Here is a 26762-nt window from a genome sequence, read left to right as displayed (position 1 = left end):
TAACCCGGCCCCACTTGTAACTGATCATATGCGGAACAGCCAGCATAGTGTTTTCTACAACTATTTTTAGCTTAACCGGTAACTTCAGCCTTTTTTGAATAAATTCACATAGGCATTTACAGCAGTCTGAAGAAATTCCCTGGTTTTCCCCTCTTTCAGCTTCCCCTCCTCATCAATCGATTCGCCGATTTTTGCCAGATAGACTTCAGGTTGCTGCATGATCGGCATATCTAAAAATACCAGACTTTGCCTTAAATGGTGATTGGCACCAAAAGCAGCGAGATTGCCCGGTGAATTACTGAATATCGCTGCAGGCTTACCGCTCCAGATACTTTTCCCATAAGGGCGAGAGCCGACATCAATAGCATTCTTTAATACTCCAGGTACCGATCTGTTATATTCCGGTGTGATGAAAATGACGCCATCAATAGTAGCCATTTTTTCTCTGAAGATGGTATATGCTTCGGGTACATCGCCTTCATCATCAAAATCCTGATTGTAAACAGGTAGATCAGCGATGTTAATGATCTCAAAATCAAAGCCTCCAGGGGCCATATCCACTACCGCTGCTGCGATTTTCTTTGAGAAAGAAGCTTTACGCAAACTTCCTGCTATAATTCCAATTTTCTTGCTCATATGTTCCTGCTTTAGTATCTTAATATACATCATTTCAACGATACTGAAATATTAAACCAGACAAGATGAACAATGTTTGCAGGCATTTTCCGATTTTTTACTTAGCTACATCTGTAATTAATAAATTATTCGGCAACAAAAATTCCTTATAATTGTTAATACGGAAACTATGAGCAAAGTATTTACAATTACAGAAGGACTTGAGAATTTAGGAGCGCTGCGTACCGGAGGACAAGGCTCCGTATACAAAGGAAAGCGTATTGGTGCAATTTACTCTGCCGTAAAGCTCATCCCAACACCCATTTACACGGAAGACCGCAACGATAAAAATTACCGCAATTTTGAAAATGAAGTATCAAAATTGCTCAAGGTAAACGAGAATCCGAGTCCCAATGTGGTGAAGATGCTCAGTTTCGGCATCACCGAAAGCGGATCATTCCCTTTTATTGAAATGGAATATATTGAGGGTCCGGATCTTTGTGAACTGCTTCAGGAACCACATGAAAAGATTTTCACCATACAGGAAACAGTTAAAGTAGCCCATCAGCTCGCAGCGGCACTGGCGCATTGCCACAATCTGGGCGTAAAACATGGTGATGTAAAGAGCAACAACGTAAAATACAATGTGCATACCGGCAACTATGTGCTACTCGATTTTGGCCTGGCTATATTGAGTGATGAGCAACGCAGAAGCAGTATCAGGCATGCCGGTGCAGTTGAGTTTATGGCGCCCGAACAAAATGAAGGCAAAATGCTTCTGCAAAGTGATGTATACAGCTACGGCATTATTTTATATGAATTACTGGCCGGACAGGTACCTTTCCCCCTACCCGGCAACAGCGACACAGGACGCAATACCGTCATGATCGGGCACATGGAAACTGAAGTGCCCAACCTACTCGATTTACGTCAAAACAACCTGCCAGCCAGCTGGAGCGAGGAACAGAAAACCCGGGAAATGCGAGTGCCGGAGTGGTTGCTCAGTCTGATCAATAAATGCCTTCAGAAAGACCCGATGCTGAGATATGCCGACGGAATGGTGTTGCACGAGGCCGTATTAAATGGTGGATTGATAGTACCACCAGCCCCCCAATCACCAGCAATCCCGTCCACCCCTGTAATTAACCCCGACCTGGAATTTCTTCGGACAGAAAACGAATCTCTTCGTCAACAAATTGAAACATTAGAGAACACCGTAGCGCCTGAAGGAAGTGGCATACAACTATCACATTTTGCATTTGCCTGCCTGATTATCGTGATTGTTGGTTTGATGGCTATTGTCGGCTATTCGCAATTCGGTAAAAAAGAAGAAATGCAGGAAGTAGTCACTCCTGTAGATTCGATTCCATCTGCGCCCGATACCACAGACGCCGAGCGAATAAGACTGGCTCAGGAACGCAAGGCCGCAGCTGCTGCAGCAACCAAACGCGTGGTGGATAGCGCCATTAAAGCCGAAATAAAAAAAGCGCAGCAGAAAGCCGCGGACAGCACAGAAGATCTTACGCCAGATACTTCGCTTAAACCGCTACAGTTTTAATAAAATAATACATTGGCCCTTTTTGGCTTTTTACACATTGTAATTTATGGAGACAAAATCAAATTTCTGGCGTCGCATTGGCATTCAGGATTGGTTTCTGACGGATGAAACCAAAAGGAACATAGAAAAGCTGCCGCAGCTTACCCCGGATACCATATATAGCTTTATTGTCGATAAATTCCAGGAGTCAATTAACGAAATGTCGTTTGCCGACCGCGTCGTTTTTTATCACGAATTCATCATTACATTTAATGCAGAAGACTACCAAGCCTTTACCGACAATAAACAGGGTATTTTTGGTTTAATTGTGCAGGAATCGGTTAAAAAATTCTACGATATTTTGAAAGAACATCGTCAGGCAGGTAAAACGGTAGAACCTTCGGGATCGAAATGGGTCTTCCGCCTGGTTTCCCATCCTGATTATGCCCGTGGCGACAAAGGCTTCATTGGAAAATTGCTTCCTGGAAATAACCAGAAAGCTGAGAATCTTCGTGTTACCTTTATTCCCCGTCAAACCGGTATTGCCCAAACCTTCGATGTGAATAATGACATTTTAAAAGGCTTTACCTATTACAGCGATGGCTACATGGAGATCCCCTACGAAGCTCAGCTCGAATATACAGAGGGTAGTCCTGCTCAGGCAGTGCAATCTGTAATTGCGCGCCTGGAAACCATTATCCCCGACAAGCAGTATGCCGGTAAAAAAATAGAGTTTCTGATTAAAACAGCAGACACTATTGTTTCCGGGAATGAAGATGAGCGGGATGACCCGAATATCTTTAAAATTGCTACTGAATGGGCCAATTCCCCACACCTGCATATTCGTTATAACCAAGCCGACGGCAACTTTTATCTGGCTTCTTTCGGGGAGGTAACCACCTTAAATGAGGTTCTGGTGCCCCAAAGTGAAATCAATGCGCCACAGTGGGTACCATTGCCGCTCAATTCAAGGATGTTGCTAAACGGCATTATCGGCTTAAACCTGTTTAAATCCTAAGTATATGTCGCAGTTACTTTCCATTCTGCTGTTAACCCTCGTCACCGCCCTTCTGGTTGTACATTTTAAAGACATTAAAAATCCCCGAAACTAATATGAATAAGTACTTTTTCGGAATCACAGATACTGGTAAAAGCAGAGATAACAATGAGGATAGCTTTATTGCAACATCGCTTACCGAAGACCGGCTAATCCTCGCTTCGGTGATAGACGGCGTTGGAGGCTATCATGGTGGTGAAGTGGCTGCTGCAATCGCCAAAGAAGAAATCTTGAAGCAGTTTAAAGGTCTTTCGGTAGATCCCATTGCAGAAATGATCAATGCTTTCAATAAAACCAATGAGGTTATTGCTGTCCGGAAAAAAACAGAGAAAGAACTTTCGGAGATGGCCTGCGTGGCTACCCTTGTGCTGGCAGATATTGAACACAATCAGTTTTATTATGCCCACGTTGGCGATACCAGATTATATTTACTGCGTGACGGATCGTTAGTCAAGATTTCTAAAGACCATTCTTTTGTGGGTTTCCTGGAAGACTCGGGAAGGCTGGATGAGACCGCAGCCATGCAGCATCCCAAACGCAACGAGATCAATAAGGCGATAGGTTTTAGTGATCAGATGAGCAGCGATGAAAGTTACATCGAGACGGGCCAATCGCCCTTTCTTCCTGGAGATTTATTATTAATCTGCAGTGATGGACTTACCGATATGGTAAATAAACAGGACATTATTACCTTGCTGCTTCAGGGAGACGACCTCTCCAAAAAGGCGGAAAACCTGGTAGCCATGGCCAATGAGAACGGAGGACGAGACAACATTACAGTGGTATTGGTCCAAAATAATAAAAAGCTTCAGCAAGCTGCACCAACCAAACCGCGCCCGGCACAGCAAACCGCTACAACTGCAGAACCAACAATGCAATCTCCTATCAATAATAATCATCATAGCCCCTCAACAGCTCCGGCAAAACCAAAAAGGAACTTCTGGTTTACCGCGTTGGTGTTCTTATGCCTGATCCTGCTCGGCGCTACGGTATTTTTGTTTTTACAAACCCGGCGCACACCCGAACCGGCATCACCCCAGGTTTTATCGCCGACAACCACCGTCAGAAACAGCCAGGAAAAATTACTCCAGGATGCATTCGATAACGCTGTAGGTGATACAGTAGTACTTTCCGACTCGATTTTTAAAAGTCCCGTGCTCATTAGTGATACGCTCAGAATTAGAAAAGATACCTTATATATTCTCGCCCGCGGGTTGGTATTGCAGGCTGATACCGGATACAAGGGTGCAGCACTATCCATGCTTACCCCGGCAAAGTTATTGGGTCTGGACAGCCTGCAGTTCAAAGGCTTTGCTAATGCGGTCTCCATTTCGAATCAGGCATTGCTGCTTAAAAATGTGCGCTTTACGAGTTGCAAATTACATGTCAACAACAACCTTAATTTTCCTGATCAGCAAATGGTAAGTGCCGGGTTCCCAAACATAGTAGTATCCAGCAATACATCCCCTAAATCCACAGATTCAAAAAATGGAGCAAAATAAAGGGCCAGTTATCATAAGCCGTTCACGGGAAAGAATATTCATATCAGCCATTGGGCTGGTGCTGGCTTTGTTCTTTTACCAGCTGTATAGCATCATCCAAACCAGGTTTGCAGAAGTAGCCCCAAGATTAAAAGCGGGCACGATGGTGAACCTAAACGCCGAAAACCCGGCTACAAACATTAAAAATCTGCTGAAAAAAGGATATTACTTTGAAGACCGACGGGATGTAGACCTGATTGAAAAAACCGTAGCCAATGCAACGGAAAGCAAACAGGAACTTGATAACATTGGCGAAGTAAATAAACGCCGCTACTTCCTGCTGGCCGATGAGGCATTCAAAAATGGAGGTCAGTCGTTTAAGGCAAGGGTACTGGCATCGCGCGCATTGCTCGGTTATACAGGCGAAGATTCGCTCACCTTTGCCCGCGAACTACAAAATCCCCCTCAATACTCCGCTTTAACAAATATTGGACTGGGAGCGCACAGCATAAGCGGGACGATTGTCGAAAATGATCAAGCTGTTCAGGGTGTATTGGTTCGGTTGGAAATGGTACTGCCGCAAGATAGTTTATACAATGATGAGCCTTCAGAAGCGGTTAAAAACACCGTAGAAAAAGGAAATGGCATAACAAAGGTCTTCATACCAGACAGTGCCGGCAAACGGAAATTGCAGCAATTGACCGCCTATGCAAGATCAGATGCCAACGGTGAATTTCATTTCAATGGGTTGCCGGATAAAGCTTTTAAAATACTTCCTTTGAAACCCGGTTTTCAATATGGTGCATCAAAAGGAGTGCAGAGCCTTACCGAAGATGCCGAATTCTCTTTTGAGCAACGCCCGCATACCATAAAGCTGTTTTCGACCAGAGATTTCAATATTCTTAAAAAGGAAAAATCATTAATCATCCGAACCCCTCAGGAATTTAACAATTGGTTCTTCGTCATCTGCGCCAGTCTGATTGGTGGTTTTTTTCTCGTTCACCTGGTTTTATCCTGGAAGTTCAGTACCGCCGATCAGGTCATATTACCGGCAGTAATGTTGCTTACCGGCATTTCATTCCTCACGTTACTGAGTTTGCAGGATCCGCTACGTGATCGTTTTTTAGCCAAAGATTCACTTTTATATTTACTAATGGGCTTCGCTAGCATACTGGTAATGCAATGCATCAAATTACGCCCCTTCAACACCGATACGGTAGTTTACCGACTGCTTTTTTTTAAAAGTATTCGGTCTGCCGCCAACGGATGGCCCTGGGCATTAGCTGCCATCGGCTTACTGGCGATTACCATTTTATTTGGAACCGGGCCCGAGGGCAGCGGTGTAAAAGTCAACCTTTTTGGCTTTCAGCCCAGCGAAGTGGTCAAATACCTGATTATTTTCTTTCTGGCCGGATTTTTTGCCGTGAACGAGAAACTGATCAGTGAATACACCAGCTGGAACAAAAGATGGTCATTCTTCTCCTTTGCCCTGGTGGCCATATTGCTTACCCTGATGTTTTTCCTGGTACTGGGCGATTTAGGTCCCGCGATGGTGGTGTGTTTCACTTTTATTATTTTATTTTCATTCTCGCGGGGCGATTTTATGTTCATGGCCGGAGCAGTGGTATTATATGTGCTCGCATCCTGGCTGTTCGATAACGTCTGGATCGCTACCGGAATCACCCTGCTTTTGGTTGGCATACTGATGTTCTTCCAACGCAGGCAACTCAGCGAATCTGCAATCATGGTACTGGTGATTATGTCGGCCTTCTTAACTATTGATCAGATTCCGTATCTCGATCGCGTTTTTCCAGGCCCCGTACAACGCCTTGGCGACAGGAAAGCCATCTGGAATGATGCCTGGAACAATGAAGTTTACGGTGGAGATCAGGTAGCAAATGGCTTATGGGCCATGTCTACCGGCGGCGCAACAGGTCAGGGAATTGGTCAAGGCTTTGCGAAAACCATTCCGGAAGCACACACAGATATGATTCTGCCTTCCATAGGTGAAGAGTTCGGACTTACCGGAATGTTATGTATCTTTTTGCTTTTCCTGCTATATCTGCACCGGTCGATCATCATTGGTCGCCGAACCGGATCCCCGTTTCTGTTTTATCTGAGTGCAGGGATCGGCGCTTCCACATTTGTTCAGTTTTTATTGATTGCAGGCGGCTCAACCGGTGCCCTGCCTTTATCGGGGGTATCACTCCCTTTTCAAAGTTATGGCGGGTCGTCGCTGGTGCTCAACTTCCTGGCGGCAGGATTTTTACTTTCGGTTTCAAAGGTAAGAGGTACCGCATTGCAAATGGAATACGTTGCCAAACAACAGGATAAAAATCTGGTACCCGCGCTGATTGCGGCATGTTTTGGCGTTGTTTTACTAGGTGCTAACGTGGCAGGATATGTATTAAATAACAAAAAATGGGTGGTGCAACCTGCGCTCGTAGCCGACCGGAGTGGCGCAAGGATGTTCAGCTATAACCCCCGGATTGCCATACTCATGAACAGGTTGAAAGCTGGTAGCATACACGACCGTAAAGGCGTATTACTGGCAACAAGCGATGCCGATAGCGTAAAGGCGCAACATTTTAAACTCCTCGGCGCCGGTATTTCAAACTATAACCTGGATTCTGCCGTACACCAGCGTCTAGACCGTTTCTATCCCTTTGAAGAACAATTATTCTTTTGGACAGGCGACGCAAACTCCGGGGTATTTAACGGCAGCATCAACGGATACTTTGCGGATTACGAACATGCAGCCGAACTTCGTGGTTTTCAGCTCCCCGCGAAGAGCTTTGATGTAATTGCAAAAAGATACAGTGAAAACCGTTTCCTGGCAAGGGGCGTAAAAGAAATGACGGTGGTGAAAAAAGATTATGCAGCGCTGTCGCCACTACTGCTCGCCGGTATCAGCAGCCAGGAAGTAGAAGCATTTAAAAATAAAAACCGCGATGTGCAACTTACAATTGACGCCGGTTTACAGACAAAAATACAGAAATCAATTGCACAGGATACCTCGCTAATGGATAACCGGGTATCTGTGGTGATTATGGAAGCCAGCACTGGCGACGTACTGACTTCGGCAGTTTATCCCCTACCCCCTGTACACGACTGGGAAAGGTTAACCATGACCAATGCAGAACAGAACCAGCTTGCCGGCTGGCTTACGACCTCCGACCTGGGTTTCACCACCTTTACACAACCGGGTTCTACGGCTAAACTCATCACTGCCATGGCGTCTTTTAACAAGCTTGGTATGGCTGCTCCCGAAAAAAAATATCAGGTGGAAGCCAGGGAACGCATCCGTACCAAAGGAATTGAACCGGATGAAACAGGATGGATTAACCTGGAGCGGGCTGTAGTCAAATCCAACAATGTATATTTCATTAAACTAGCCAATCAGGAACAATTGCAGGAAAACATGGGCGATCTGTACCTGAAAACCGGAATGTTTCTTCATGGTGCAGGAGGATATTACTACAATAAGCCCACCGAAAATGTGGCTCAGCAGGAAAAGTGGAAACAACTCTGGCGAAAAACAGAATTTAATACCAAACCCAAATATGATCCTGACAACATCCGTAAAACGCGGGCCAAAGGTATATCTGGCATGTCATGGGGTCAGGGGGCGCTAATTGCAACACCTGCAGCAGTAGCACGCATGGCAGCAGGGATCGCAAACAATGGCGACATGATTGCCAGCAGATTTGTGCTGAAGGTTAGCGATCAGTCTCAGCCGCAAAAGTCTGGTACGGAATTAGTAAATGATCCGCGGTACGCGCAGCTAATGAAGGAGTATATGATTAAGCAAAGTGAGCTGAAGTCAGGGATACTGGGTGTTAAGGTTGCCGGAAAAACTGGTACACCGGAGCGAATCTGGAAAAAAGCCCAAATCAATGATGGCTGGTATGTATTTTTTGCACCAACTGCAAATGCTAAGGGAAATATTGTTGTCTGCGTGCGTATTGAAGCCACAAAAGGCTCTTCAGATGCCGTAAAACTCGCGGGTAAACACGTAGTGCCGTTCTTAAAGGCTGGCGGCTATATTAAAAGCATCGTACCGGCTGATGAAAACACAAATGATGCACAAATGCCTTAATCACATTAACTGAAATGAAAATGATATTCGACCTATTTAAAAGCAAAGGCGACAGCCAACCGGATGATGTTAAAGGAATCAGACATGAGGTACTTCAGTCTGTGAAACAGGAGCTACAGAAAGCCGAGGGTGGCGAGGGTGCAAACATTAAAGGACTCGCGCTTTATATCAACTGTTCATCGGCAGAGCGCCAGGTTTACGAAGCCGCTGTATATGCAGATGAACCTGAGCAGCTTAAAAATGAAATACAACGCATAAGCGATGACTACTCCCTGGATTTACCTGGGAATTGGTTGCTTACCATTCATTTCGATGAAACCCTTCCCGATGAAGCCATAAAGATGCCGCAATTGCCGGTAGCACTTTTTGTAAAAACCAAAACCCATTTTGTTAAACTGCAGGCAACTGCCTACATCAAAGCACTTAGTGGCAAAACCTCCCGTCCAGGATATCTGATTAGTTCAGAGGGAGGCAAATATAATATCGGAAGAGATGAAAAAGCACAGTCTGACGAAGGTTATTTCCGCACCAACCATATCGCATTTCCATCAGAAAGTGATGATGAACGGAATAAATACATCAGCCGCCAGCATGCCCACATTGAATGGAATAAGAATCTCGCTAAATTTGTAATCTATGCAGATGAGGGAGGAATACCACCACGAAATAAAGTAAAGCTCCGTTCAGCACTCACTGAGAAGATAGTGAAACTCCACGCCACACAAATCGGTCAGGAGCTTGAAGAAGGCGATCAGATCATCCTGGGGGAATCAGTAGTGTTAGAGTTTAGTTACGAAATCCCAGATGCTACTCCTGAATCTTAATCCGTACAGGGCCTTTAATGTGATCAACGTCGACAGGTATTCCCTTTTGTGTGATCACCACTTTACCCTGGCGATGCAATTCGATAGCCGTATCAAGAACAGCTTTCATATGCTTACGCCAATCGTTGGGAAATAACATACGGGCAATTTCCGACGGACAAGTACTTTTCTCAGGACCACGTTTTGCGGCAGTAGATAAGATTGTTGAGGAGATATCCATTTCTAATTAGTACGTGGGTGGTTTAATAATGATGTTGATAAAATATCAACGTGATATTCAAACTTATCAGGATTTTAAATGTTTTGCATTTTTATGTATATTTGATTATGAGTAATAACAAAGAGTTCGATCGTATTATACACTCGGATAGTTCTGGAAAGCTTTACATCAAAAGTAATGATTTTTTCAGCCAGCCTAAAGTTAAGCAGATGGTAAGTTCGATGATGGAATCAAACATCTTCAAAAAAATTACCAAGGAAAAAAATCTGAAGTAGTATGCCATTTAATCTCCTGCTTTTCCCCCTGGTAGGCGGTTATTACATTCTAATTCGTTTCGAACTTCTGCGCTATATTCAATATAGGCTAGAAAGTCAGCGGATTCTTTTAAATTCAGCTTTTGCAGGAATAATATTATTGGCTTGCTGTTTCGTAATGAGGGGTTTAGTCAACATCATATTACCTTCTGTGATCCAATACCTTGGAGAACATATGCCCGTAAAGTCTCAATATTTCGGTACCACAAGTTTTTCATTAGTTGCAGCCGTTTTATTCACAGAGATCGCAAATCTTTTCGTCAACAGGAAAAATGCAATTAAACAATCCTTAAAAAAAGCCGGCAATGAACTCGAACTATTAATGAGTTCATCATTTTTTGATGCACATTTACTACAATTTACCATGGATAGTGGTAAGGTATACATTGGCTGGGTAAAAGAAATTCCTAAGCCATTTACCACCAATTATATTAGAATCACACCGGCCTTAAGCGGTTATCGAAATGAAAAAAAGGAATTGGTATTTACTACACAATACCTGAGCGTATATGCCTCCTATATCACCGATGGCTCTGTGTCAGATCAAAGCGAACTGATGACAGACCTTGTGCTCAAGGTCGACAAAATTAATACAGCATCTTTTTTTGATATGGAGATGTACAAACGGTTTAATCCTGAAGAGGAGGAAAACCCAACAGCTCATTAAATTTCATGATATCAAGCAATTTTATCTTGCCATTGATATCATATTTTACACCCCTAACTTCAAAAAATTCAGTAATACTGCCTTTGGAATAGCCAGACTGCTGGTTCTGCTATACCTGGCGATGGTTATACCCAGCAGATGTCCTTTACGGTCAAATAGCGGCCCTCCACATTCTTCAGGTTTAATCGCAATATCGTGAATAAATACCTTCTCAAAACCATCACGACGGACTGATTTGCCTCCTGCAAACTGCTCTGCCGGATGTTTGGATTGCGCTGATAAACGTGAAGCCAACAGGATTGGTTTAGTATAGCTACCAAAATCATTTTTCCATTTAAAAATAACCACATCACCGGGCCAGAAACTCATGAGAGCTGGTGCAAATTCATCCGCTTTCGTAATCGTCTTGCCATTAATACTCAGGAGTTCATCTCCGATTTTCAAACCTGCCTCACCCGCCGGACTATCTGGTTTGATCAGCGAAAACTGTGCAGGCTCGGAGTTGTACATTACCATTGCTCCAAGGTAAGGCTGACTGCTCACCTTTGGCACACTCAAAAGCTTGCTGCTCACAATACCATCGCCGATGGTTCCATCGCCCGTTAATGCATAAATTAATTGACCAGGCCTTAACGGAGATGAATCTTTCATCAGACTTCCTACATCAATTCCGCCAGGTATTGGATGCTGAACTTCAATCAGCACAAGATCGTTCGCCTTATCCCTTGACAAAACTTTCAACTGGTTTTCCGGATAGCCTGTAAGTTTAGGATTTTCACCAAGCATAGAATTTTTGCTGATCAAAAAGTGCCTCTTCGCCCCACTACCTCTGCTGGTAAATAAAGTACACTGGATAGGCTGAGTCTGGCCGTTAAGCAAGCTGGTTAGTAAAAAAAATTGTTCCTTTATTCCAGGTGCAGCGGTGGGCTGCCTCAACAAGCCTTTGTTTAATGCTGTCAGAGAACGGGAATGGCCTGTGATGGCATCCTCCTTTTCGGGAAAGGATGTATAAGTACGCGCTTCCGCTAATGCAGTCCGGTATTTGCGGTAAAGGTCTACCGGAATTTCAAAATTCTGATCTTCCGCAACATCTATTGCGCTATGAAGCCCAATCACCCGGCCAGATGCGTCAAACAGCGGGCCTCCGGAATCTCCGGGCTCCATCTTACAGGTCGACCTGATAAACCCGTATTGATTTTTTACTTCGGCCACTTTCCCAATCCTGATGGTCGGCAGGTTCTGGTTCAGACTTTCAGGGTAAGCAATACTGAGGCAAGGCTCATTCGTAACCAGATTCCCCGAATGTCCCATTTCTGCAAAGGGCCAAACACCTTTATCGGTTATTTTCATCAGCCCTACATCGGGCATTCCCGGCGTAGCCGGGTTATCAATCCTTCCTAACGCTAAAGCAATACATTCCCGGCCGTCAGGAAAGAAAACTTTATAATTTGTTCCCGGAATGGTGGTATGTGCAGCAGTTAAAATGTAGCCGTCAGCAGTGACCACTACCCCACTGAACTGGGCACTTGTCCGCTGATTTTGATGAAGGTCGAAACCCCACATCCTTACAGAAGCAGGGTAAGCTTTTTCGATGGCCAGGTTAATGGCATCTTCGAAACGCTTAATCTTTTTTTGTTGTGCATCAGCACCGATATGGATCAGTAAGAAAACCATGCAGGCACAAAAGTTTTTATAATTGTTTTTCATTCGTTTGGGTAATAAATAACCCGGTATACCTTTAACAGGTAATACCGGGTGTATAGGTAGATGGAGGGCATTAATCGTAAATCTTTAATTCTTTAGGTGTGGCTGGTTAAAGACCTCTGCAAGTTTTTTATTAAGCGGTTCGCCTCTTAAGCCGTTACCGATAATCTTACCCTGAGCATCGAGCAAAAAACTTGCAGGAACTGCACGTACACCGTACAGGCGGCCAACCTCATTATTCCAGCCTTTCAAATCTGACACATGTGTCCATGCCAGCCCGTCTTTTTCGATAGCTTCCAGCCAACGCTCTTTTACATTATCCAGTGAAACAGAAATGATTTCAAAGCCTTTGTCTTTATAAGTTTGATATTGCTTTACCAGGTTGGGGTTCTCAGCCCTGCATGGGCTGCACCAGCTGGCCCAGAATTCTACCAGCACTACTTTCCCTTTATAATCAGCTAAAGACACCGGTTTTCCTATTGCATTGTTTTGCGTAAATAATGGTGCTTGTTTACCTAAAGCGGTGGTAGTATTCGCTTCAATCCGCTGAGCAAGCTCTTTACCTGTATCGGTTTCTCTGAATGCTTTTGGCAATGCATTAAAAAGTGGAGTTACTCTTGCTACATCAACTTTACTTCCGGCAGCCTCAGAAAGCGCTACGAGAGCAAAATAGGAATTTGGATGGTTCTTCGCGAAAAGAAACTGCTTCTCATTACGGTCCTGAATGTTCTTACGGAAACGTTGATCTACTGCCCTCGTATAAGCGGTATCTTTCTTTTGTGCTTCCGTTCCCCTGTTGAAATCAATATTCACCGCCTTAGTTAAAGCCATAATCGTTCCGCCAATTTCCTTATTATAAGCTTCCGATTCATCGTACACCTTCGAACCCTTGAAAACCGCATTTTGTAAGGAATCTTTTGAAGTAATTGAAACTTGCTCTTTGCCGAAGTAAAAGTAAATCACATCACCAGTATACACTGCCTTTCCTTTACCCCCTCCTGTATGGTCGAGTGCCATACGGGCATAGGCATTGCCTGAAACATAACCCGAGAACTTAAAACTGCCATTAACCAGTGCTACAGAATCTTCATGTCCTACCCCATTGTCCATGTAATCAATATAAGCCATAGCAGGCTTATCGAGTGTTCCGATTTTGCCGTTTAAACTGAAATTGGGCGCCTGTGCAAATGCACAAAAAGGCAGCAATATTGCCAATAAAATGATGTTGTAAGTTTTCATATGAATGTGTTATATCTTATTTTTTAATTTGGTGTTCATTGGTTGATTTAAATTATTTTCTGATTACGATATCTACCGGGGATCCGGGAATGCCATTAATGGTCTGAGTAACGACGCCGTTTTTTCCTACGCTTACATCAAGTGTATACACCGATCCCGGGATTCCAACTGTAAGGGTGTTGTCGTCGGCACTGATTTTGAGCATAGAGACTTTTTTACCTCCAAAATCCGCATCTAGCGCCCGCAGATCTTCATTCAGTGGGTTATAGCGATAAATCTTATCGTTCGAAGTGAAGTAAAATACATTAAGGCTGTTGCGCTGCCATTTCGTGTCGGCATTAATAAGTGATGTTCCTTTAAATAAGCGCTTGCTTTCGGCCTTTATTTTCCTGTTTACCGAGTCGAAAGTATAGGTAAAGCTTAATTCATAGATGTTTCCATCAGGAGATTTGAAATAGGCGTAATATGTACCCGCCTGGCCGGTCTGCATGAACAGCAAATCTTCCATACCAATATTTTTGGGATCAAATGCTTTTCCATCAGCATCTACCAGATAATCCTTGCCCAGATAACTTCCGTCTCCTGCAAATGTGACAAAGCCTTTTGATTTGATATCGAAGCCAAAGTAAAAGCCGGGGGTACGGGTAAAGTATTTTGACAGGGTATAATCGCCCGCCTGATCATTGGCAAACTTCCCATAATCCGGTGCGAACGGGGCGGTAGACAAAACACCTACATACAAACGCCCATTGATTACACCAGTTGGCACTGTACCCATATAAGCTTCCAGCCGGCCTGTCGTAATCGTGGATGGAGGCGTAAAAAACTGGTCGTTAAAATACGACTTGCGCAATAAAGTGCTGGCCTCTAAAATCGGGCTCTTTTTATTCGGATCATTGCATAGCACCCAATACTGCTGATTGGTAATCGGCTGGTAAGGCAGCGGATCGTTGAAATACAGCTGAACTGGATGAGTCGGTAACTCATCGCCGTGAAACGATTTGTAAATATCCGCAATAACAGTTGTATTGTCGGGCTTTACAAATGACAGCTTAGCGACACCATTATCATCACTTAACACCAGTTTACCTAAACTAAACTGTGTGGTGCCCAATATTTTAAAGGGAATAACATATTTTAGTCCATTGCGTTTGTCGGTAATCGTCAATTTCGCATTTCGCAGTCCGGGAGCCAGATTGTAAACAATTTTGAGTGGATATCCGGTATAAACAGCACTTCTCAGTTCCTCGTTTACTTCTATGCTCCACTGATATTCAAGATCTGTCTGTGGGTTGGCATCAGCCAGGCTAATACCTGGTTTCAGGATCAGCGAATCGCCTAAAAGTGCTGCAAAAGTCGAATCCTTGAAAGCGGTCAGGGTAGGCTCTGAAGGCGGGTGATAATCGTAATTACCTAAATCCTTTTTGCAGGCCGTATATAAACCAACCATTATGGCCAGTACTAATATCAATTTAAATTTCATTTTTAGGTTGCCTTAATGATTGTTAAATAATAATCTGTTTTCCACTTTCATCAATAAAGAAATAGCCATTTACCTGTGCAAAATATTTCAGGGTAAACCGTTTGGTGGGTGCGGCTTCGCTATAAAATTCATAATCGTCCGAACCGCTTTTTTTCACCAGCACATATCCTTTGGCAGGATTTCTGGCAATCCAGGTGGCGGGGTCTTTCAGAAAGATGCGGAAGTTATCGATGTAATAAAGACTTCTGGGAATCTCCATATAAGCGTTAGGTTTAGACTGATCCACGAGGTCTACCGTTCCGGAACCGATCAGGAAAAGCTGATGCTTGATCCGGCCATAGTCGCCCAGCTGCCCCCAGTACACCCACCAGGCTGGTTTTTCCAACCGGTTGGAAAAGATATACTTCTTAGTGCGCAGCGCCAGCGGCATATCGCCTGCGAAGTCGCCACCGCTTACTGTTCTTAATCCCAGTGTAACCGATTTGTTGGCCAGTGATTCATCAGTATTTTTTAGAATCAGCGGAATGCGTAACGTCGCTGAATCAGCAGGCAAAGTATAGCTGGCTTTTAAAGGCTCATAATGCGTTCGCTGTATTGCTGTAGTGAGCGAATCAACCACTGCCAGGTTAAACTGGCGGTTTCGCGAAACGCGTGGTCCGGTTACCACAATCGGAATCCATAGGGTATCCTGCGCAAGGCTGGGATTATAGGCAAATGAATAGCTGAGGGTAGTGGTATCCTGATTACCATCTTTATCCAGATAACGGAGGTACACGTTATCTTTCGAGCTATAGGGCATCATGTCATTCTTTTTACAAGCCCACAACATCGTGCTCAATAGCAGGAAATAAATTAAATTATTTTTCATTTTCTGGTGCATGTTTAATTTCTATAAGATTGCTCATCAACGGGAAGGGGAAATACGAATATTTTATCAGATGCCGGATAGATCAAACCGGAGGTGGTGACCACACTCAGGTTCAGTCGCTTATGCATAAAGAAATTCTGGCTCTCACCATAAAATTCTTTGCGGTATTCGCCTTCCAGCAGCCCAATAAAATCAGTCCTGGAAATGGTTGAGGCAATGTTTGTGCCGATGCCTCTGTGCGTTCTCAACGTATTAAAATAATCAACAGCTGCAGAAGGATTAGTATCAAAACTAGCTTCTGCCGCAATGAGGTACATCTCACTTAAGCGCAGTGCAGGCGCCATGAGCGGATGCAGATTTACTAAAGGGGTGGAATTCACAACATACTTTTGAAGGAAAAACCTGTCAGAACTATTCGCCGCTTTAACCAGTTTAAACCATTGTTTATAACGCCAGTCATCTGCCCCAACAGTGCCAAGGTTATAAATGGAGTTAATCTGATCAGTTGTGGCAGTGTAATCCGGATTGGTATTGGAAAACAACCCGGTTAGCTGATCCTGCGACTTCGGAACAAACCACCCAAATAATAACTCATTATAGAAAATGCGGTCTCTTGCAGAAACATTGTCATTGAAGAAATCTTCCTTTACCGTCCAAGGGAACTTCAATGATTCAATCACTTCTCTGGCATTACTCAGGCTGTTCACCATATCTCCCTTATATAGATATACCCTTGCCAGTTCACCCGTTACGGCAAAGTAATTAAGCCGGTGTCTTCTTTGCTGTAAAAAAAGTGAAGTATTTTTCAATTCCGTGCCCTTTTCCGAGTTGGCATATCCAACCACATAACTGGCTGCCAAAATCGGGTCTTTACCTTTGAGCAATGCTTTCGATTCATTTAAATCGGCAATAATTTTGTCCATCACCTCGCTAACCGTAGAAAACGGCGTGGTTTTGGTGCCGACCGTAGTCACATAAGGAAGTGCCTTAAACGAAGGATTATTTTTATACGAAGTACCAAACATGCGCAGCAGATCGAAGTGCATATAAGCCCGGAGGGCAAGGGCCTCCCCTTTTATAATTTCGTAATTCTGACCTCTGAATACGCTTTTACGCTGATCTACCACTTCCAGAATCTGGTTCACATTGCCAATTTGTTTATAGGCATTGGTCCAGATCACGCTGATTTTACTTACGTAGCTGGGAAGCGTATAATCAAATGCAGCAATGCTCATGAAATCGGTATTGGTAAAGGTATAGTTCTGCGCCATGATATCGAGGTTGCTGAACGTCAGGTTTCCACCGTAAAGGTTTGCCCCGGCAAATCCCACATAGGCACCATTCAAAGCTTCCTTAAACCCATCTTCGGTTTCAAATAGTTCTTCCTTTGAAACCTCAGATTCTGGCTGAATATCCAGAAATTTCTTACAGGATGATAAGGCAATGATACTGATTAGTATGAATAAGTATTTTTTCATGTTCGTAGAGTTAGAATGAGGCCAGTAAGGAAACCGTTAAACTTCTGGCAAAAGGATAGCTCGTTCCCCTTTCCATTAAAATGCTTGATGTCCGGAATATGTCATTCAGGGTTAAGGATGTACGCAGGTTTTGAAAACCATATTTTTTGATCATCTCCCGTTTGAAATCGTAGGAAAAGTATATTGATCTCAATTCCAGCAAATTATCTTTTTCCACAAACCTGGATGATACATTCGTGATGGATAAATCGGCAATATTCTTAAAAAAGGTCTGGTCGCCTGGCTTGATCCACCGCTGATTAAGCACCCTGCTGTCTACATTGAAACGCGGATCGGCATTTTCAACCCGGTCTACCAGGGTTTGGTTATAACTATAGCCACCGAAGCGATAATAAAAGCTTAAGCTTAGCATGAAGCTTTTATAAGTAATGTTAGGATTGATATTCCCTTCTGCTTTTGGCGATCCATCTGCAATGGGCATAATATCTTTCACGTCCCAGTTATAGGTCACCGAGCCATCTCTCTTCAGGAAAATTTCTTTTCCGGTTTGAGGATCAATACCCAGAGAGCGTACGGCATAAATCATACTCATCGACTGCCCCTCGTTGTACCGTACCAGGGGTGTAGACTGGGCTTTTTTATCCGGATCAGTCTGGTACTCATCTATTTTCTGATTCAATGTTTTCAGCGAGTTAGAAAGGCTTACCAGCCTGTTTTCCTGATGCACAATGTTTGCTGTAATATTAATATTGAAATCGTTTGTCCTGAGAGCATTTGCAGTAAGGTACATTTCGTAACCTGTGTTGGATACATTGCCTAAATTTTCTTTATAAGTAGTAAAACCGGTTGAGGGTGCCAAATCGATATCAGTAATCAGACCCTTTGTTAGCTTATAATAATAACGGGGGGTAATCACCAGTCGGTCTTTAAAAAAGCCCAGGTCTATTCCTGCATCATAAGTAGTAGTTTTTTGCCATTGCAAATTACTGTTACCATATCCCAGCACTTGTGCACCTAAACCGGTAGAGTACCAGTTATCTGGTTGATACTGATATAGAGATCTGGACAGGTATGCTGGAAACGAAACAGAACCTACAACACCCACACTCCCTTTTAAGCGCAACTGGCTAATGAAAGGGAGGTTTTGCATAAAAGATTCTTTATGCATATTCCAGCCCAGGCCGGTTGACCAGAAAGGTGCAAAGCGTTTATTGGCACCAAAAGCCGATGAGCCCTCATACCTGAAAGAAGCATCCAGTAAATATTTATTTTTAAAGGAGTAGTTACCGGAAAAGAAAGCTCCTGCCAAACGTTTTTCGGTAACATTTCCTCCAGGTGCTGAATTCTCTTTATAAATCCTGGCGAAACCGATATTTGTAAAACGGTCATTCGAAAAGCCTTGCGCCTCAACCAGTTTATCATCCGTTTTTGAAGTCACAACATTTGCACCGATGACCAGATTCAGATACTGATCGCCGATTTGTTTGTTGTAACCTAAAGTTGCCTTACTGTCGATCGCCAGGTAATCACTTTCGAGCAAGGTATACGATCCTTTATTATTCAGTTTATCCGTAGCGTATTCATAAAAAGCATTACTTAGCGGCGAAAGGAATTTATCGTTGCTGGTCTGGCTTTTATTGATGCTTACCTGACTTTTAAAATTCAGACTCGGACTCAATTTCCAGTCAACCGAGAACGCATCTATCAATTCAAATTGTGCTGTTTTATCAAAACTGGCGAGGGTTCCCTCAAATAAGGGGTTAAATATATATCTGGGTTTATATTGATCAGGACCAGACTGATGGGTATCCACCCTCCATGTAGCCAGTTCCTGAACAATATCGCCATTGGCATCTTTGATAGGATAATAGGGGTTCATCCGTACATAGGTAGAAAAATCACCATAAGGAGAGTTATGTCCAACCACCTGCGTTACCGTAACCTCATTTCTGAACAGCAGTTTAGACGTGGGATTGTACGTAAAATTCATCCCGCCACTGTATCGGTTCCGGTCTGATTCGAGCATTACTCCGGGAGTTGTTTCATAACGTAGATCCAGCCCATATCTGAATTTCTGATCGCCACCCTGCACATAAATCGCATGTTTCTGGCGGTATGCATTGCGTAAAGCCTGCGATAGCCAATAAGTATCTACGCCGCTTGCTACATTTTTTAAACGGTTAAAATACTCGGCGTCAAGCTGCTCAGAGGAATATCCGGTATTTTGCATAGAATCATAAAGTCCCGCCAGTTTTTCATAGGCCAGCTTATCCTTTGCATTCAACACATGATAATCTGTTAAATCGGGGGCATTTAAACTCATTTCATAATTGTACGATAGCTGAAGCTTGCCGGCCACAGGCGCCTTCGTCGTAATTACAATTACCCCATTTGCTGCACGCGAGCCATAAACCGCAGTCGCAGCTGCATCTTTTAACAACGTTACCGATTCAATGCGATTAATATCAAGGTCTGTTACCTTTTGTAAGGTAACCTCAAAACCATCGAGCATAAATGCCGGCAGGTTATAGTTACTGGATAGATTATTACGATCCAGAATATTGTCAGTATCTTCAATGGTAGGTAATGCCGTAGCTCCCCTCACATTTATTTTAGGGAGTGCGTTAGGATCGGACCCAAACAAATTATTATCGAGTACCTTAAAGGATGGATCGAAAGTCTGAATACTTTTCAGCAGGTTTTGCGGATTGTTACGCTTGAGGTCATCGCCTTTAATGGTTATGGCATTACCGGTGTAAGTATCCTTTTTAATGGTTTGATAACCTGTAACCACCACATCATTCATCTGCGTAGATTTGGGTGATAGCTTAATATTGAGGTTCTTTGTACCGCTAACCTTCGTTTCAAACAGCTCATATCCAACATAGCTAAACACGAGCATAACACCCTCGTCCACGCTAATCCGAAATTCTCCTTTATCATTGGTGATGCCTAAGCTGGCCCCGTTTTTAACAGAGATATTTACTCCGGGAAGGCTTTCGCCGCTTAGCTTATCAGAGACCACACCTTTTATTTCAATCTTCAGGTTGTTTATACTCACCGGCATTATTTCCTTCTGACTGATGACAACGGTCTTATTCACGATATTGAAACTGAGGTCCTGATCGCGAAGCGCTGCGCCCAATGCATCAACTAAAGAGGCTTTCTTAAGTTCAATATCAACGCTGGGCTTGCCCTGAAGCAGTTGCCCTTTATAGAAAAAAAAGTAACCGGTTTGCTTTTTTATCTCCTTAAACAGGCTTTTAAGGGGAATGGTTCTGCGGGAAAGCGTTACGGTTTGGGAAAAGCTGGCTGCCGACAAATGAAGCGCGCAGGCCAGTAATAAAATTGCAGTCAACTTCATGACCATTAATAGTTTAGTCTTTACCCTCCGCGTTTCGCACACGGGGTTGTAAAGGGTAGTTAATTTCATACCTTTGTATCAAATGAGGTTAATAATAAGCAGCCGGGTCTAAAACAGGCTGCTTGTTCCGAATTCTGACCGGAAGCGTTGCCGCGCTTTCGGTTTTTGTTTTTAGGTGTGAAGCTAACGCTCTGGTAGTTTTTTCATCATAAAGTTCAGGTTATTGGTTGGTTTATTATTTAGTTAATTTACTGTAGTTAACGATGACTTAATTACCGGTAACGGTTAGTGTTTTTCCCGAAATATCAATATGAACGTGGTTCAGTTCTAATATTTTGAATACTTCAGAAAGGTTATTGTTTCTTGGAATTTCGCCGAAATACCGATCGTTTGATATCTTACCCTGATACACGACGTCTATATCATACCATCTTGAAATTTGCCTCATTACCGTTTTCAAATCATCATCATTAAATGAGAATACATCATTCTTCCATGCGGTCTCCTGCTCTACATCAACGTCACGAATCGTGGTTAGCGCATTATTAGCCAATGTCAGCCTCGCCTGATCTCCAGGATTTAACCTCACTTCAGTCCCCGTATGGTTTACTTTCACCGATCCTTCAAGTAGGGTTGTTTTGGTTGAAGGTTCATCCCGGTAAGCATTAATATTAAAGTGAGTGCCCAATACTTCGACCGTCTGCTGTGCAGTTTTTACCCTAAACGGGCGTTTCTGATCTTTCGCTACTTCAAAATAAGCTTCACCATTGAGTTCTACCACTCGTTCATTACTGGCAAAAGCAGACGGATACTTCAGTGAAGTGGCAGCATTAAGCCAGATTTTGGTGCCATCAGGCAAACTGACCTGGTACTGACCACCCCGCGGGGTAGATATCGTATTTGAACCAGCAAGCCCCGATGCATCCTCCTGGATTTCGTACTCAAGCTGTCCGTTCTGAGATTTACGGATAATGATACCATGTTGACTGGCAATTTCACCATTTTTTGCCTGATCCAGATCAACAACCCGGCCATTAGCAAGGGTAAGAATCGCTTTATTTCGGCCTGGCAGTACATCTTTCAATTGCGTTTTAGCCACAGGCGTAAGCGTATTGTTGATGCCAACAAAATAGATTAATCCTGCAGTAATACAAATCAGAATACTGGCGGCTACAGCAATATGCTTTAAACGGATGATAAACCCCGGCTTTCCTGTCAGCTTTAATTGTTGATAAACCTCTTCTTTACTTGCCTCAATCAAGTGGTGATCAGGTGCTTTTCTTTCAAATGGCAAACGGAGATACCACTCTTCAACCATAGCCTGTTCCTCGGGCGTACAGTTACCAGAAAGGTACTTTTCTAAAAGCTTTTTTGCATTATTTTCCATTTGTCAAGAAAGTTTGTTTGGCTGATTAATGTATATACGGCAAAGCCTGCATCATGGGGGTATCTGCAATTCAGTTTTTTTGTAAAAAAAATTGAATCAAGCGGAGCAGAAGAGCGAATAACTGGCGAAAACGGAAAAAAGAGTGATTTAATGGTGAATTTTAAGCAAAAAAGCTAAATAAATAAATACTCCTAAACGGGATTTTAGAATTCGGAGTGCTTTTTTCACCTGTGTTTTAACCGTAAGCTCTGAAAGGCCGAGTAAGGCGGCAATTTCTTTGTGAGATTTATTTTCTTTGCGACTTAGTATAAATATTTCACGCATTTTGGGAGGCAAGGCGTCTATTTCCTGTTCGATGAGGGCGGCCATTTGCTTTTCTCTTACACGGTAATCGGTAAGTATGTGATCCTGGTCCAGGAAATGCTGAAGTGAATCGACATATTTGGTTTCTACCTTTTGATGAGAGAATACATCCAGCACGCGGTTTCGGATCGATGTATACAGATAGGCCGATAAATTACCGTCGGGTTCAACCTGGTTTCGTTTGAGCCACAGAGATTCAAATAATTGCTGCACCACATCCTTTGCTTCCTCATCGTCATTCAAACGCCTTGATGCATGGATAAACAGCAAGCCATAAAAACGGTTGTAAATTTCGGTAAAAGCGTGTTCATCATTCTGTGTTAACAGAAAAGCCAATTCGTTATCAGAATATGAACGGTAAGCATGCATAAGGATATAACAAATATAGTCTAAATTGACCTGAATCCCATAGTAGCATTGGGTGGAAAATACTACGCCGGGTTGTATTTGCTGTTTAATGCGAGAAATCCGTAACTGCAAAGTCCAACACCCATCAACAGGAATCCCAGATTACCGTAGAAGCCTGGCCACACCGTTCCCTTGATCACCATTTCACCCAGCAAGGTGAATAATACACCGACCACCTGAATCGCTTCCACCGTTAACAGCGCAATTTGATTTTTGCTAACCATCTGCATGGCTTTGAAAAATAATACACTTCCTACCACTCCCGACAGTAGCACCGCCAGAAATGAAGTCTCCAGCTGCATGACCGATGGAAAGCCTGAAGTGTAAAATCCATAAACAGCGAGGCAGATCAATATTGGTAACGCGCCAATCGTCATGCCCAGAATTCTTTGGGTTGCATCCAGCGTGATCTGCTCTTTTTCCAGCTTCAGCATCAGTTTGCGGTTGCCCAAAGGCCATAAGAATGCTGCAAGAATAGCCATTAAAATACCACTGATGGCCAGACCCAGGTTTTCAAGGTGACTCAGTCTTTCCATTTGCATCACCAATAAACCAATCACCAGCAACACCGAAAGAATAATCGCTTTTTTGGAGATTGTTGCCCGGTGGTCGTCATAAATAAATGGCGAAATAAGCACCCCCGCTAACACAGTGGTCATAAATCCCGCCGTAACCAGCCAGCCCGGAATCATTACAATTGCATAGGAAAGCAAGGCATAGTATACGCCAAATCCCAGGTTGCCCCAAAGCAGAAAGGTTTTAGGCAGTTTCTTCATGGCCTTGATTAACCCCATGAACTTGCCCCTTGCGCACACCAGAATAAAAAGCACCGGTACCGAAAGCAGAAAACGTAAAGAAGCCGTCCACGCCCAATTGTTTCCACGAAAAGAATTCAGACTATTGATAATGAGACCGGATGATAAAAACATCGTACTCATCAGCGCTAAAATAAAGGCATATATAATTTTTTTCCGGGGCATGGTGTATCGGCTTGACTAAGTTTGAAATATTCAGTCGCAAAGATGCTCCGGCTTAATGCAAAAATGCTTTTATGAACTTGCTGCTTTAGTTGTATAATTGTGCTGTGGCAAATAACGGTTTTTGAATGCAACGGGCGTTTCTGAACGGTGTTTTTTGAAAAAGGTAGTCAGGTGCGACTGATCAGTGAAGCCCAGATCATAAGCCAGCTGCTTAACAGAAATATTGCTGCCCACCAGGGCCGCTTCAATTTCAGCCAGCAACCTTTGGTTGATGATATCCTGAACCGATATCCCCATTGTCCGAAAGGTAAGCTCATTAAGTTTTCTCGGCGATTGCCCCAGTTCGGCAGCATAAAAGGAACTGGTTCGTTTCGATCTGAAGTTGGCTTCAATCAATACTTTCAGTCTTCGTACAACTTCAGTATCTAATCCCGAAATGGTGAATCCATTCTGCTGAAGGTATTTCTGCCCGGCATGCAGCAGTAGTATAGACAGGTAGTTCTGTGCAATATCCATATTGATACCGGTTGAGAGTTCCTGTACCAATAGCCCGGCAATGCTGTTAAGGATGTTTATTAAGCTGGCATCGAGGTCAACATAGGGTATGTTGTTGAAGTTGTCGAATAAGCCATTCTGTTCCTGTTTTGGATTCATCTTCAGAAACTCGCGGAAACACATCATATTAAACAGCACCATCCACCCATCTTCCGGATATTTTGATACCTGGTGAACCTGATTCTGATGCAGAAAGAACAGCCGTCCGGGATGCATTTCAAAGGGACTGAAGTCAATGCTATGCGCTCCACTCCCGCTCACTGTCCAGTAAAGCATGTAAAACTCATGCCGGTGAGGAAAATCAGATGAAGGATCATGAAAGCCGCTCATCTTCAAAATCTGGATCGGCGCAGCTTCAAGCATTGCCTGAAACGGAAGGGGTTGGGACATGCCTAAATAAAAGAAATTATTTTCAGGAAAGAAAGACATGATACTAAAATTATTTAAGATCGGATCCTTGAACCGCTTATCAGATTCCTCTTCATTTATCCGCTGTAGGATTTTTGTGGATATTTTGGTGTATTTATGAACTTTATTTAATTATAATTGTATATAAATATACAGCCCTATATTTAGCCGGATCAAAATGATGTATAACCTTGTGAATGAACTACTGGCACTGGTAAAGCGTTATGAAACCAGTGGTTTAAACCCACAGGATAATCTTAATGCTTTCCATATGTGGCTTAACGGGCAGGCAAACGATCAGTCAGCAACTGAACCGGCCACGCCCGAATGGAAGGGTAAAGCCAGTGGACGATCGGCAGATAGTGTCATCAACACCTCGCTCGTGCACCTTTACCGTTATGCTAAAAGTCACGCCCGTAGCGCAATAGCGGGAAGTAACTTTTCCACTCCCGATGAATTTATTTACCTGATTAGTTTGCTTTCTGCAGGGAGTATGAGCAAATCGGCCCTCATTAAGCACAATATTCACGACAAGCCGGCGGGTACGTTAATCATCAAACGGCTGTTCGATAAAGGACTGATTGAACAGGAGCCTTCAAATATAGATAAGCGAAGTAGTGTGATCCGGATCAGCCACAAGGGAACTGAGGAACTGGAAAAAATCATGGATAAAATCCGTTTGGCATCCGCCAGTGTTACCGAACCACTTTCGCCCGATGAGAAAATTAAATTGATTACCTTACTGCAAAAACTGGAAAATTTCCATCATGAACAGGTTTTCGAAAAACATAAAATTTTAAACAGATAGCGTTTACGTTCGCTCGACAAAATGATCAATACAATTTGTCTATCATTATGAAAAATATTTTTGACAGGGTTTCTGCACAGTGCAGTGAGATAGTAACGAAAAATTATAGTACCAGCTTTTCTTTGGGTATACGTACGCTGGATAGAACCTACCGGGATCCCATTTATGCTATATATGGATTTGTTCGCCTGGCGGATGAAATTGTAGACAGCTTTCATGATTATGATAAACCATCGTTACTGGCGAAGTTCAGGAGAGATTGCATGGAGGCCATTGAATTCCGGATCAGCTTAAACCCAATATTAAATGCCTTCCAGCAGGTTGTGCACAAGTTCAATATCAAAATGGAGCTCATTAACCTGTTTCTGAAAAGTATGGAGATGGATCTCCAAAAAGAGGAATACACGCCTGAAAAATACGAACAGTATATTTTAGGCTCGGCTCAGGTTGTGGGATTAATGTGTCTGCATGTTTTCGTTAATGGTGATGAAACCAGTTACCAAAAATTGAAAGAACCAGCCATGAAACTGGGTGCCGCCTTTCAGAAAGTAAACTTTTTACGGGATTTGAAAGCGGATTACTTTTTATTGAACCGAAGTTACTTCCCAGGAGTTAACTTGTCGGCATTTTCGGAACAGGAGAAACTGATAATCCAGCAGCAGATCACGGAAGATTTCGATGCTTCTCTGAAAGGTATTCTCCAGTTACCCAAATCATCCAGAAAAGGCGTTTACCTGGCCTATGTTTATTACAGAGCGCTTTTTGAAAAGATTAAAAAGAAATCAGCCACACAGATTATGGATCGCCGGATCAGGATTTCGAATATGCATAAATTTGCGCTGATGTGCGGATCTTGGGTGCAGGGGAAGTAAGCAAAAGAGCAGTTCGGTTAAAAGCTGCTCT

At 43.2% G+C, this 26762-nt stretch carries 20 protein-coding genes; 8 read left to right on the top strand and 12 right to left on the bottom strand.

Going from position 1 to position 26762, the window contains the following annotated elements:
- Nucleotides 1-84: 84 nt before the first annotated feature.
- The gene (locus AC570I_RS03885) at nucleotides 85-636 is read right to left on the bottom strand and encodes an NADPH-dependent FMN reductase (protein ID WP_497404423.1); all 552 of its coding nucleotides are present in this window, start codon (nucleotides 634-636) and stop codon (nucleotides 85-87) included.
- Nucleotides 637-805: 169 nt separating this feature from the next.
- On the opposite strand from AC570I_RS03885, the gene AC570I_RS03880 reads away from it, so the two are divergent.
- The 5 genes from AC570I_RS03880 to AC570I_RS03860 all read left to right on the top strand — a co-directional run bounded on the left by AC570I_RS03880 (nucleotide 806) and on the right by AC570I_RS03860 (nucleotide 9613).
- On the top strand, nucleotides 806-2173 hold the full coding sequence (locus AC570I_RS03880; protein WP_497404422.1) for a serine/threonine-protein kinase: 1368 nt from the start codon (nucleotides 806-808) through the stop codon (nucleotides 2171-2173).
- Nucleotides 2174-2219: 46 nt separating this feature from the next.
- Nucleotides 2220-3170 (top strand): hypothetical protein, encoded by a 951-nt coding sequence (locus AC570I_RS03875; protein WP_497404421.1) that lies wholly within the window; start codon nucleotides 2220-2222, stop codon nucleotides 3168-3170.
- A 95-nt stretch (nucleotides 3171-3265) separates the two neighbouring features.
- Nucleotides 3266-4711, top strand: coding sequence for a PP2C family protein-serine/threonine phosphatase (locus tag AC570I_RS03870; RefSeq protein WP_497404420.1), 1446 nt, complete (start codon nucleotides 3266-3268; stop codon nucleotides 4709-4711).
- Nucleotides 4698-8789: an FtsW/RodA/SpoVE family cell cycle protein gene (locus AC570I_RS03865; protein ID WP_497404419.1), complete on the top strand. Its 4092-nt coding sequence runs from the start codon at nucleotides 4698-4700 to the stop codon at nucleotides 8787-8789. The genes AC570I_RS03870 and AC570I_RS03865 overlap by 14 nt, the downstream gene beginning before the upstream one ends.
- A 14-nt stretch (nucleotides 8790-8803) precedes the next feature.
- The gene (locus AC570I_RS03860; protein WP_497404418.1) at nucleotides 8804-9613 is read left to right on the top strand and encodes an FHA domain-containing protein; all 810 of its coding nucleotides are present in this window, start codon (nucleotides 8804-8806) and stop codon (nucleotides 9611-9613) included.
- Here AC570I_RS03860 and AC570I_RS03855 read toward each other — a convergent pair.
- Nucleotides 9597-9833 (bottom strand): DUF3253 domain-containing protein, encoded by a 237-nt coding sequence (locus AC570I_RS03855; RefSeq protein WP_497404417.1) that lies wholly within the window; start codon nucleotides 9831-9833, stop codon nucleotides 9597-9599. The two genes, AC570I_RS03860 and AC570I_RS03855, sit on opposite strands and share 17 nt — an antisense overlap.
- Before the next feature lie 276 nt (nucleotides 9834-10109).
- On the opposite strand from AC570I_RS03855, the gene AC570I_RS03850 reads away from it, so the two are divergent.
- A complete protein-coding gene (locus tag AC570I_RS03850) occupies nucleotides 10110-10814 on the top strand; it encodes a hypothetical protein (protein ID WP_047797310.1) in 705 nt (234 codons plus the stop codon).
- Nucleotides 10815-10859: 45 nt separating this feature from the next.
- Here the strand turns inward: AC570I_RS03850 and AC570I_RS03845 are convergent, their stop codons facing one another.
- The 10 genes from AC570I_RS03845 to AC570I_RS03800 all read right to left on the bottom strand — a co-directional run bounded on the left by AC570I_RS03845 (nucleotide 10860) and on the right by AC570I_RS03800 (nucleotide 25072).
- Nucleotides 10860-12521 (bottom strand): trypsin-like peptidase domain-containing protein, encoded by a 1662-nt coding sequence (locus AC570I_RS03845; RefSeq protein WP_497404416.1) that lies wholly within the window; start codon nucleotides 12519-12521, stop codon nucleotides 10860-10862.
- Between the two features lie 84 nt (nucleotides 12522-12605).
- Nucleotides 12606-13757 (bottom strand): redoxin domain-containing protein, encoded by a 1152-nt coding sequence (locus AC570I_RS03840; RefSeq protein WP_497404415.1) that lies wholly within the window; start codon nucleotides 13755-13757, stop codon nucleotides 12606-12608.
- A 52-nt stretch (nucleotides 13758-13809) separates the two neighbouring features.
- Nucleotides 13810-15240, bottom strand: a complete 1431-nt coding sequence (locus tag AC570I_RS03835) for a PKD-like family lipoprotein (RefSeq protein ID WP_497404414.1) — start codon at nucleotides 15238-15240, stop codon at nucleotides 13810-13812.
- Between the two features lie 22 nt (nucleotides 15241-15262).
- On the bottom strand, nucleotides 15263-16108 hold the full coding sequence (locus AC570I_RS03830) for a DUF4843 domain-containing protein (protein ID WP_497404413.1): 846 nt from the start codon (nucleotides 16106-16108) through the stop codon (nucleotides 15263-15265).
- 14 nt (nucleotides 16109-16122) lie between these two features.
- Nucleotides 16123-17586 carry a RagB/SusD family nutrient uptake outer membrane protein gene (locus AC570I_RS03825; RefSeq protein WP_497404412.1) on the bottom strand — a complete coding sequence of 488 codons (1464 nt, stop codon included), beginning with the start codon at nucleotides 17584-17586 and terminating at the stop codon, nucleotides 16123-16125.
- Between the two features lie 10 nt (nucleotides 17587-17596).
- Nucleotides 17597-20950 carry a SusC/RagA family TonB-linked outer membrane protein gene (locus AC570I_RS03820; protein WP_497404411.1) on the bottom strand — a complete coding sequence of 1118 codons (3354 nt, stop codon included), beginning with the start codon at nucleotides 20948-20950 and terminating at the stop codon, nucleotides 17597-17599.
- Between the two features lie 268 nt (nucleotides 20951-21218).
- On the bottom strand, nucleotides 21219-22337 hold the full coding sequence (locus tag AC570I_RS03815) for a FecR family protein (protein ID WP_497404410.1): 1119 nt from the start codon (nucleotides 22335-22337) through the stop codon (nucleotides 21219-21221).
- A gap of 147 nt (nucleotides 22338-22484) precedes the next feature.
- Nucleotides 22485-23069: an RNA polymerase sigma factor gene (locus tag AC570I_RS03810; protein ID WP_497404409.1), complete on the bottom strand. Its 585-nt coding sequence runs from the start codon at nucleotides 23067-23069 to the stop codon at nucleotides 22485-22487.
- Between the two features lie 62 nt (nucleotides 23070-23131).
- Nucleotides 23132-24088 (bottom strand): multidrug resistance efflux transporter family protein, encoded by a 957-nt coding sequence (locus AC570I_RS03805; RefSeq protein WP_497404408.1) that lies wholly within the window; start codon nucleotides 24086-24088, stop codon nucleotides 23132-23134.
- A 69-nt stretch (nucleotides 24089-24157) separates the two neighbouring features.
- Entirely contained in the window at nucleotides 24158-25072 is a 915-nt protein-coding gene (locus tag AC570I_RS03800) for an AraC family transcriptional regulator (protein WP_497404407.1), read from the bottom strand.
- 157 nt (nucleotides 25073-25229) lie between these two features.
- Between AC570I_RS03800 and AC570I_RS03795 the strand changes: the two genes are divergently transcribed.
- Together AC570I_RS03795 and AC570I_RS03790 are read left to right on the top strand one after the other, a co-directional pair.
- A complete protein-coding gene (locus tag AC570I_RS03795; RefSeq protein WP_497404406.1) occupies nucleotides 25230-25859 on the top strand; it encodes a MarR family winged helix-turn-helix transcriptional regulator in 630 nt (209 codons plus the stop codon).
- 47 nt (nucleotides 25860-25906) lie between these two features.
- On the top strand, nucleotides 25907-26731 hold the full coding sequence (locus AC570I_RS03790; RefSeq protein WP_497404405.1) for a phytoene/squalene synthase family protein: 825 nt from the start codon (nucleotides 25907-25909) through the stop codon (nucleotides 26729-26731).
- Nucleotides 26732-26762: the final 31 nt, after the last annotated feature.

The organism is Pedobacter sp. A2324 (genome assembly GCF_059693705.1).
Note: the sequence above shows the minus strand (reverse complement) of the source record. Positions and strands in the feature narration are given on the sequence as shown.

Excerpts from the sequence above, each read along its gene's own strand:
- AC570I_RS03885 (WP_497404423.1), bottom strand. The coding sequence starts at position 636 with ATGAGCAAGAAAATTGGAATTATAGCAGGAAGTTTGCGTAAAGCTTCT.
- AC570I_RS03880 (WP_497404422.1), top strand. The coding sequence starts at position 806 with ATGAGCAAAGTATTTACAATTACAGAAGGACTTGAGAATTTAGGAGCG.
- AC570I_RS03875 (WP_497404421.1), top strand. The coding sequence starts at position 2,220 with ATGGAGACAAAATCAAATTTCTGGCGTCGCATTGGCATTCAGGATTGG.
- AC570I_RS03870 (WP_497404420.1), top strand. The coding sequence starts at position 3,266 with ATGAATAAGTACTTTTTCGGAATCACAGATACTGGTAAAAGCAGAGAT.
- AC570I_RS03865 (WP_497404419.1), top strand. The coding sequence starts at position 4,698 with ATGGAGCAAAATAAAGGGCCAGTTATCATAAGCCGTTCACGGGAAAGA.
- AC570I_RS03860 (WP_497404418.1), top strand. The coding sequence starts at position 8,804 with ATGAAAATGATATTCGACCTATTTAAAAGCAAAGGCGACAGCCAACCG.
- AC570I_RS03855 (WP_497404417.1), bottom strand. The coding sequence starts at position 9,833 with ATGGATATCTCCTCAACAATCTTATCTACTGCCGCAAAACGTGGTCCT.
- AC570I_RS03850 (WP_047797310.1), top strand. The coding sequence starts at position 10,110 with ATGCCATTTAATCTCCTGCTTTTCCCCCTGGTAGGCGGTTATTACATT.
- AC570I_RS03845 (WP_497404416.1), bottom strand. The coding sequence starts at position 12,521 with ATGAAAAACAATTATAAAAACTTTTGTGCCTGCATGGTTTTCTTACTG.
- AC570I_RS03840 (WP_497404415.1), bottom strand. The coding sequence starts at position 13,757 with ATGAAAACTTACAACATCATTTTATTGGCAATATTGCTGCCTTTTTGT.
- AC570I_RS03835 (WP_497404414.1), bottom strand. The coding sequence starts at position 15,240 with ATGAAATTTAAATTGATATTAGTACTGGCCATAATGGTTGGTTTATAT.
- AC570I_RS03830 (WP_497404413.1), bottom strand. The coding sequence starts at position 16,108 with ATGAAAAATAATTTAATTTATTTCCTGCTATTGAGCACGATGTTGTGG.
- AC570I_RS03825 (WP_497404412.1), bottom strand. The coding sequence starts at position 17,586 with ATGAAAAAATACTTATTCATACTAATCAGTATCATTGCCTTATCATCC.
- AC570I_RS03820 (WP_497404411.1), bottom strand. The coding sequence starts at position 20,950 with ATGAAGTTGACTGCAATTTTATTACTGGCCTGCGCGCTTCATTTGTCG.
- AC570I_RS03815 (WP_497404410.1), bottom strand. The coding sequence starts at position 22,337 with ATGGAAAATAATGCAAAAAAGCTTTTAGAAAAGTACCTTTCTGGTAAC.
- AC570I_RS03810 (WP_497404409.1), bottom strand. The coding sequence starts at position 23,069 with ATGCATGCTTACCGTTCATATTCTGATAACGAATTGGCTTTTCTGTTA.
- AC570I_RS03805 (WP_497404408.1), bottom strand. The coding sequence starts at position 24,088 with ATGCCCCGGAAAAAAATTATATATGCCTTTATTTTAGCGCTGATGAGT.
- AC570I_RS03800 (WP_497404407.1), bottom strand. The coding sequence starts at position 25,072 with ATGTCTTTCTTTCCTGAAAATAATTTCTTTTATTTAGGCATGTCCCAA.
- AC570I_RS03795 (WP_497404406.1), top strand. The coding sequence starts at position 25,230 with ATGATGTATAACCTTGTGAATGAACTACTGGCACTGGTAAAGCGTTAT.
- AC570I_RS03790 (WP_497404405.1), top strand. The coding sequence starts at position 25,907 with ATGAAAAATATTTTTGACAGGGTTTCTGCACAGTGCAGTGAGATAGTA.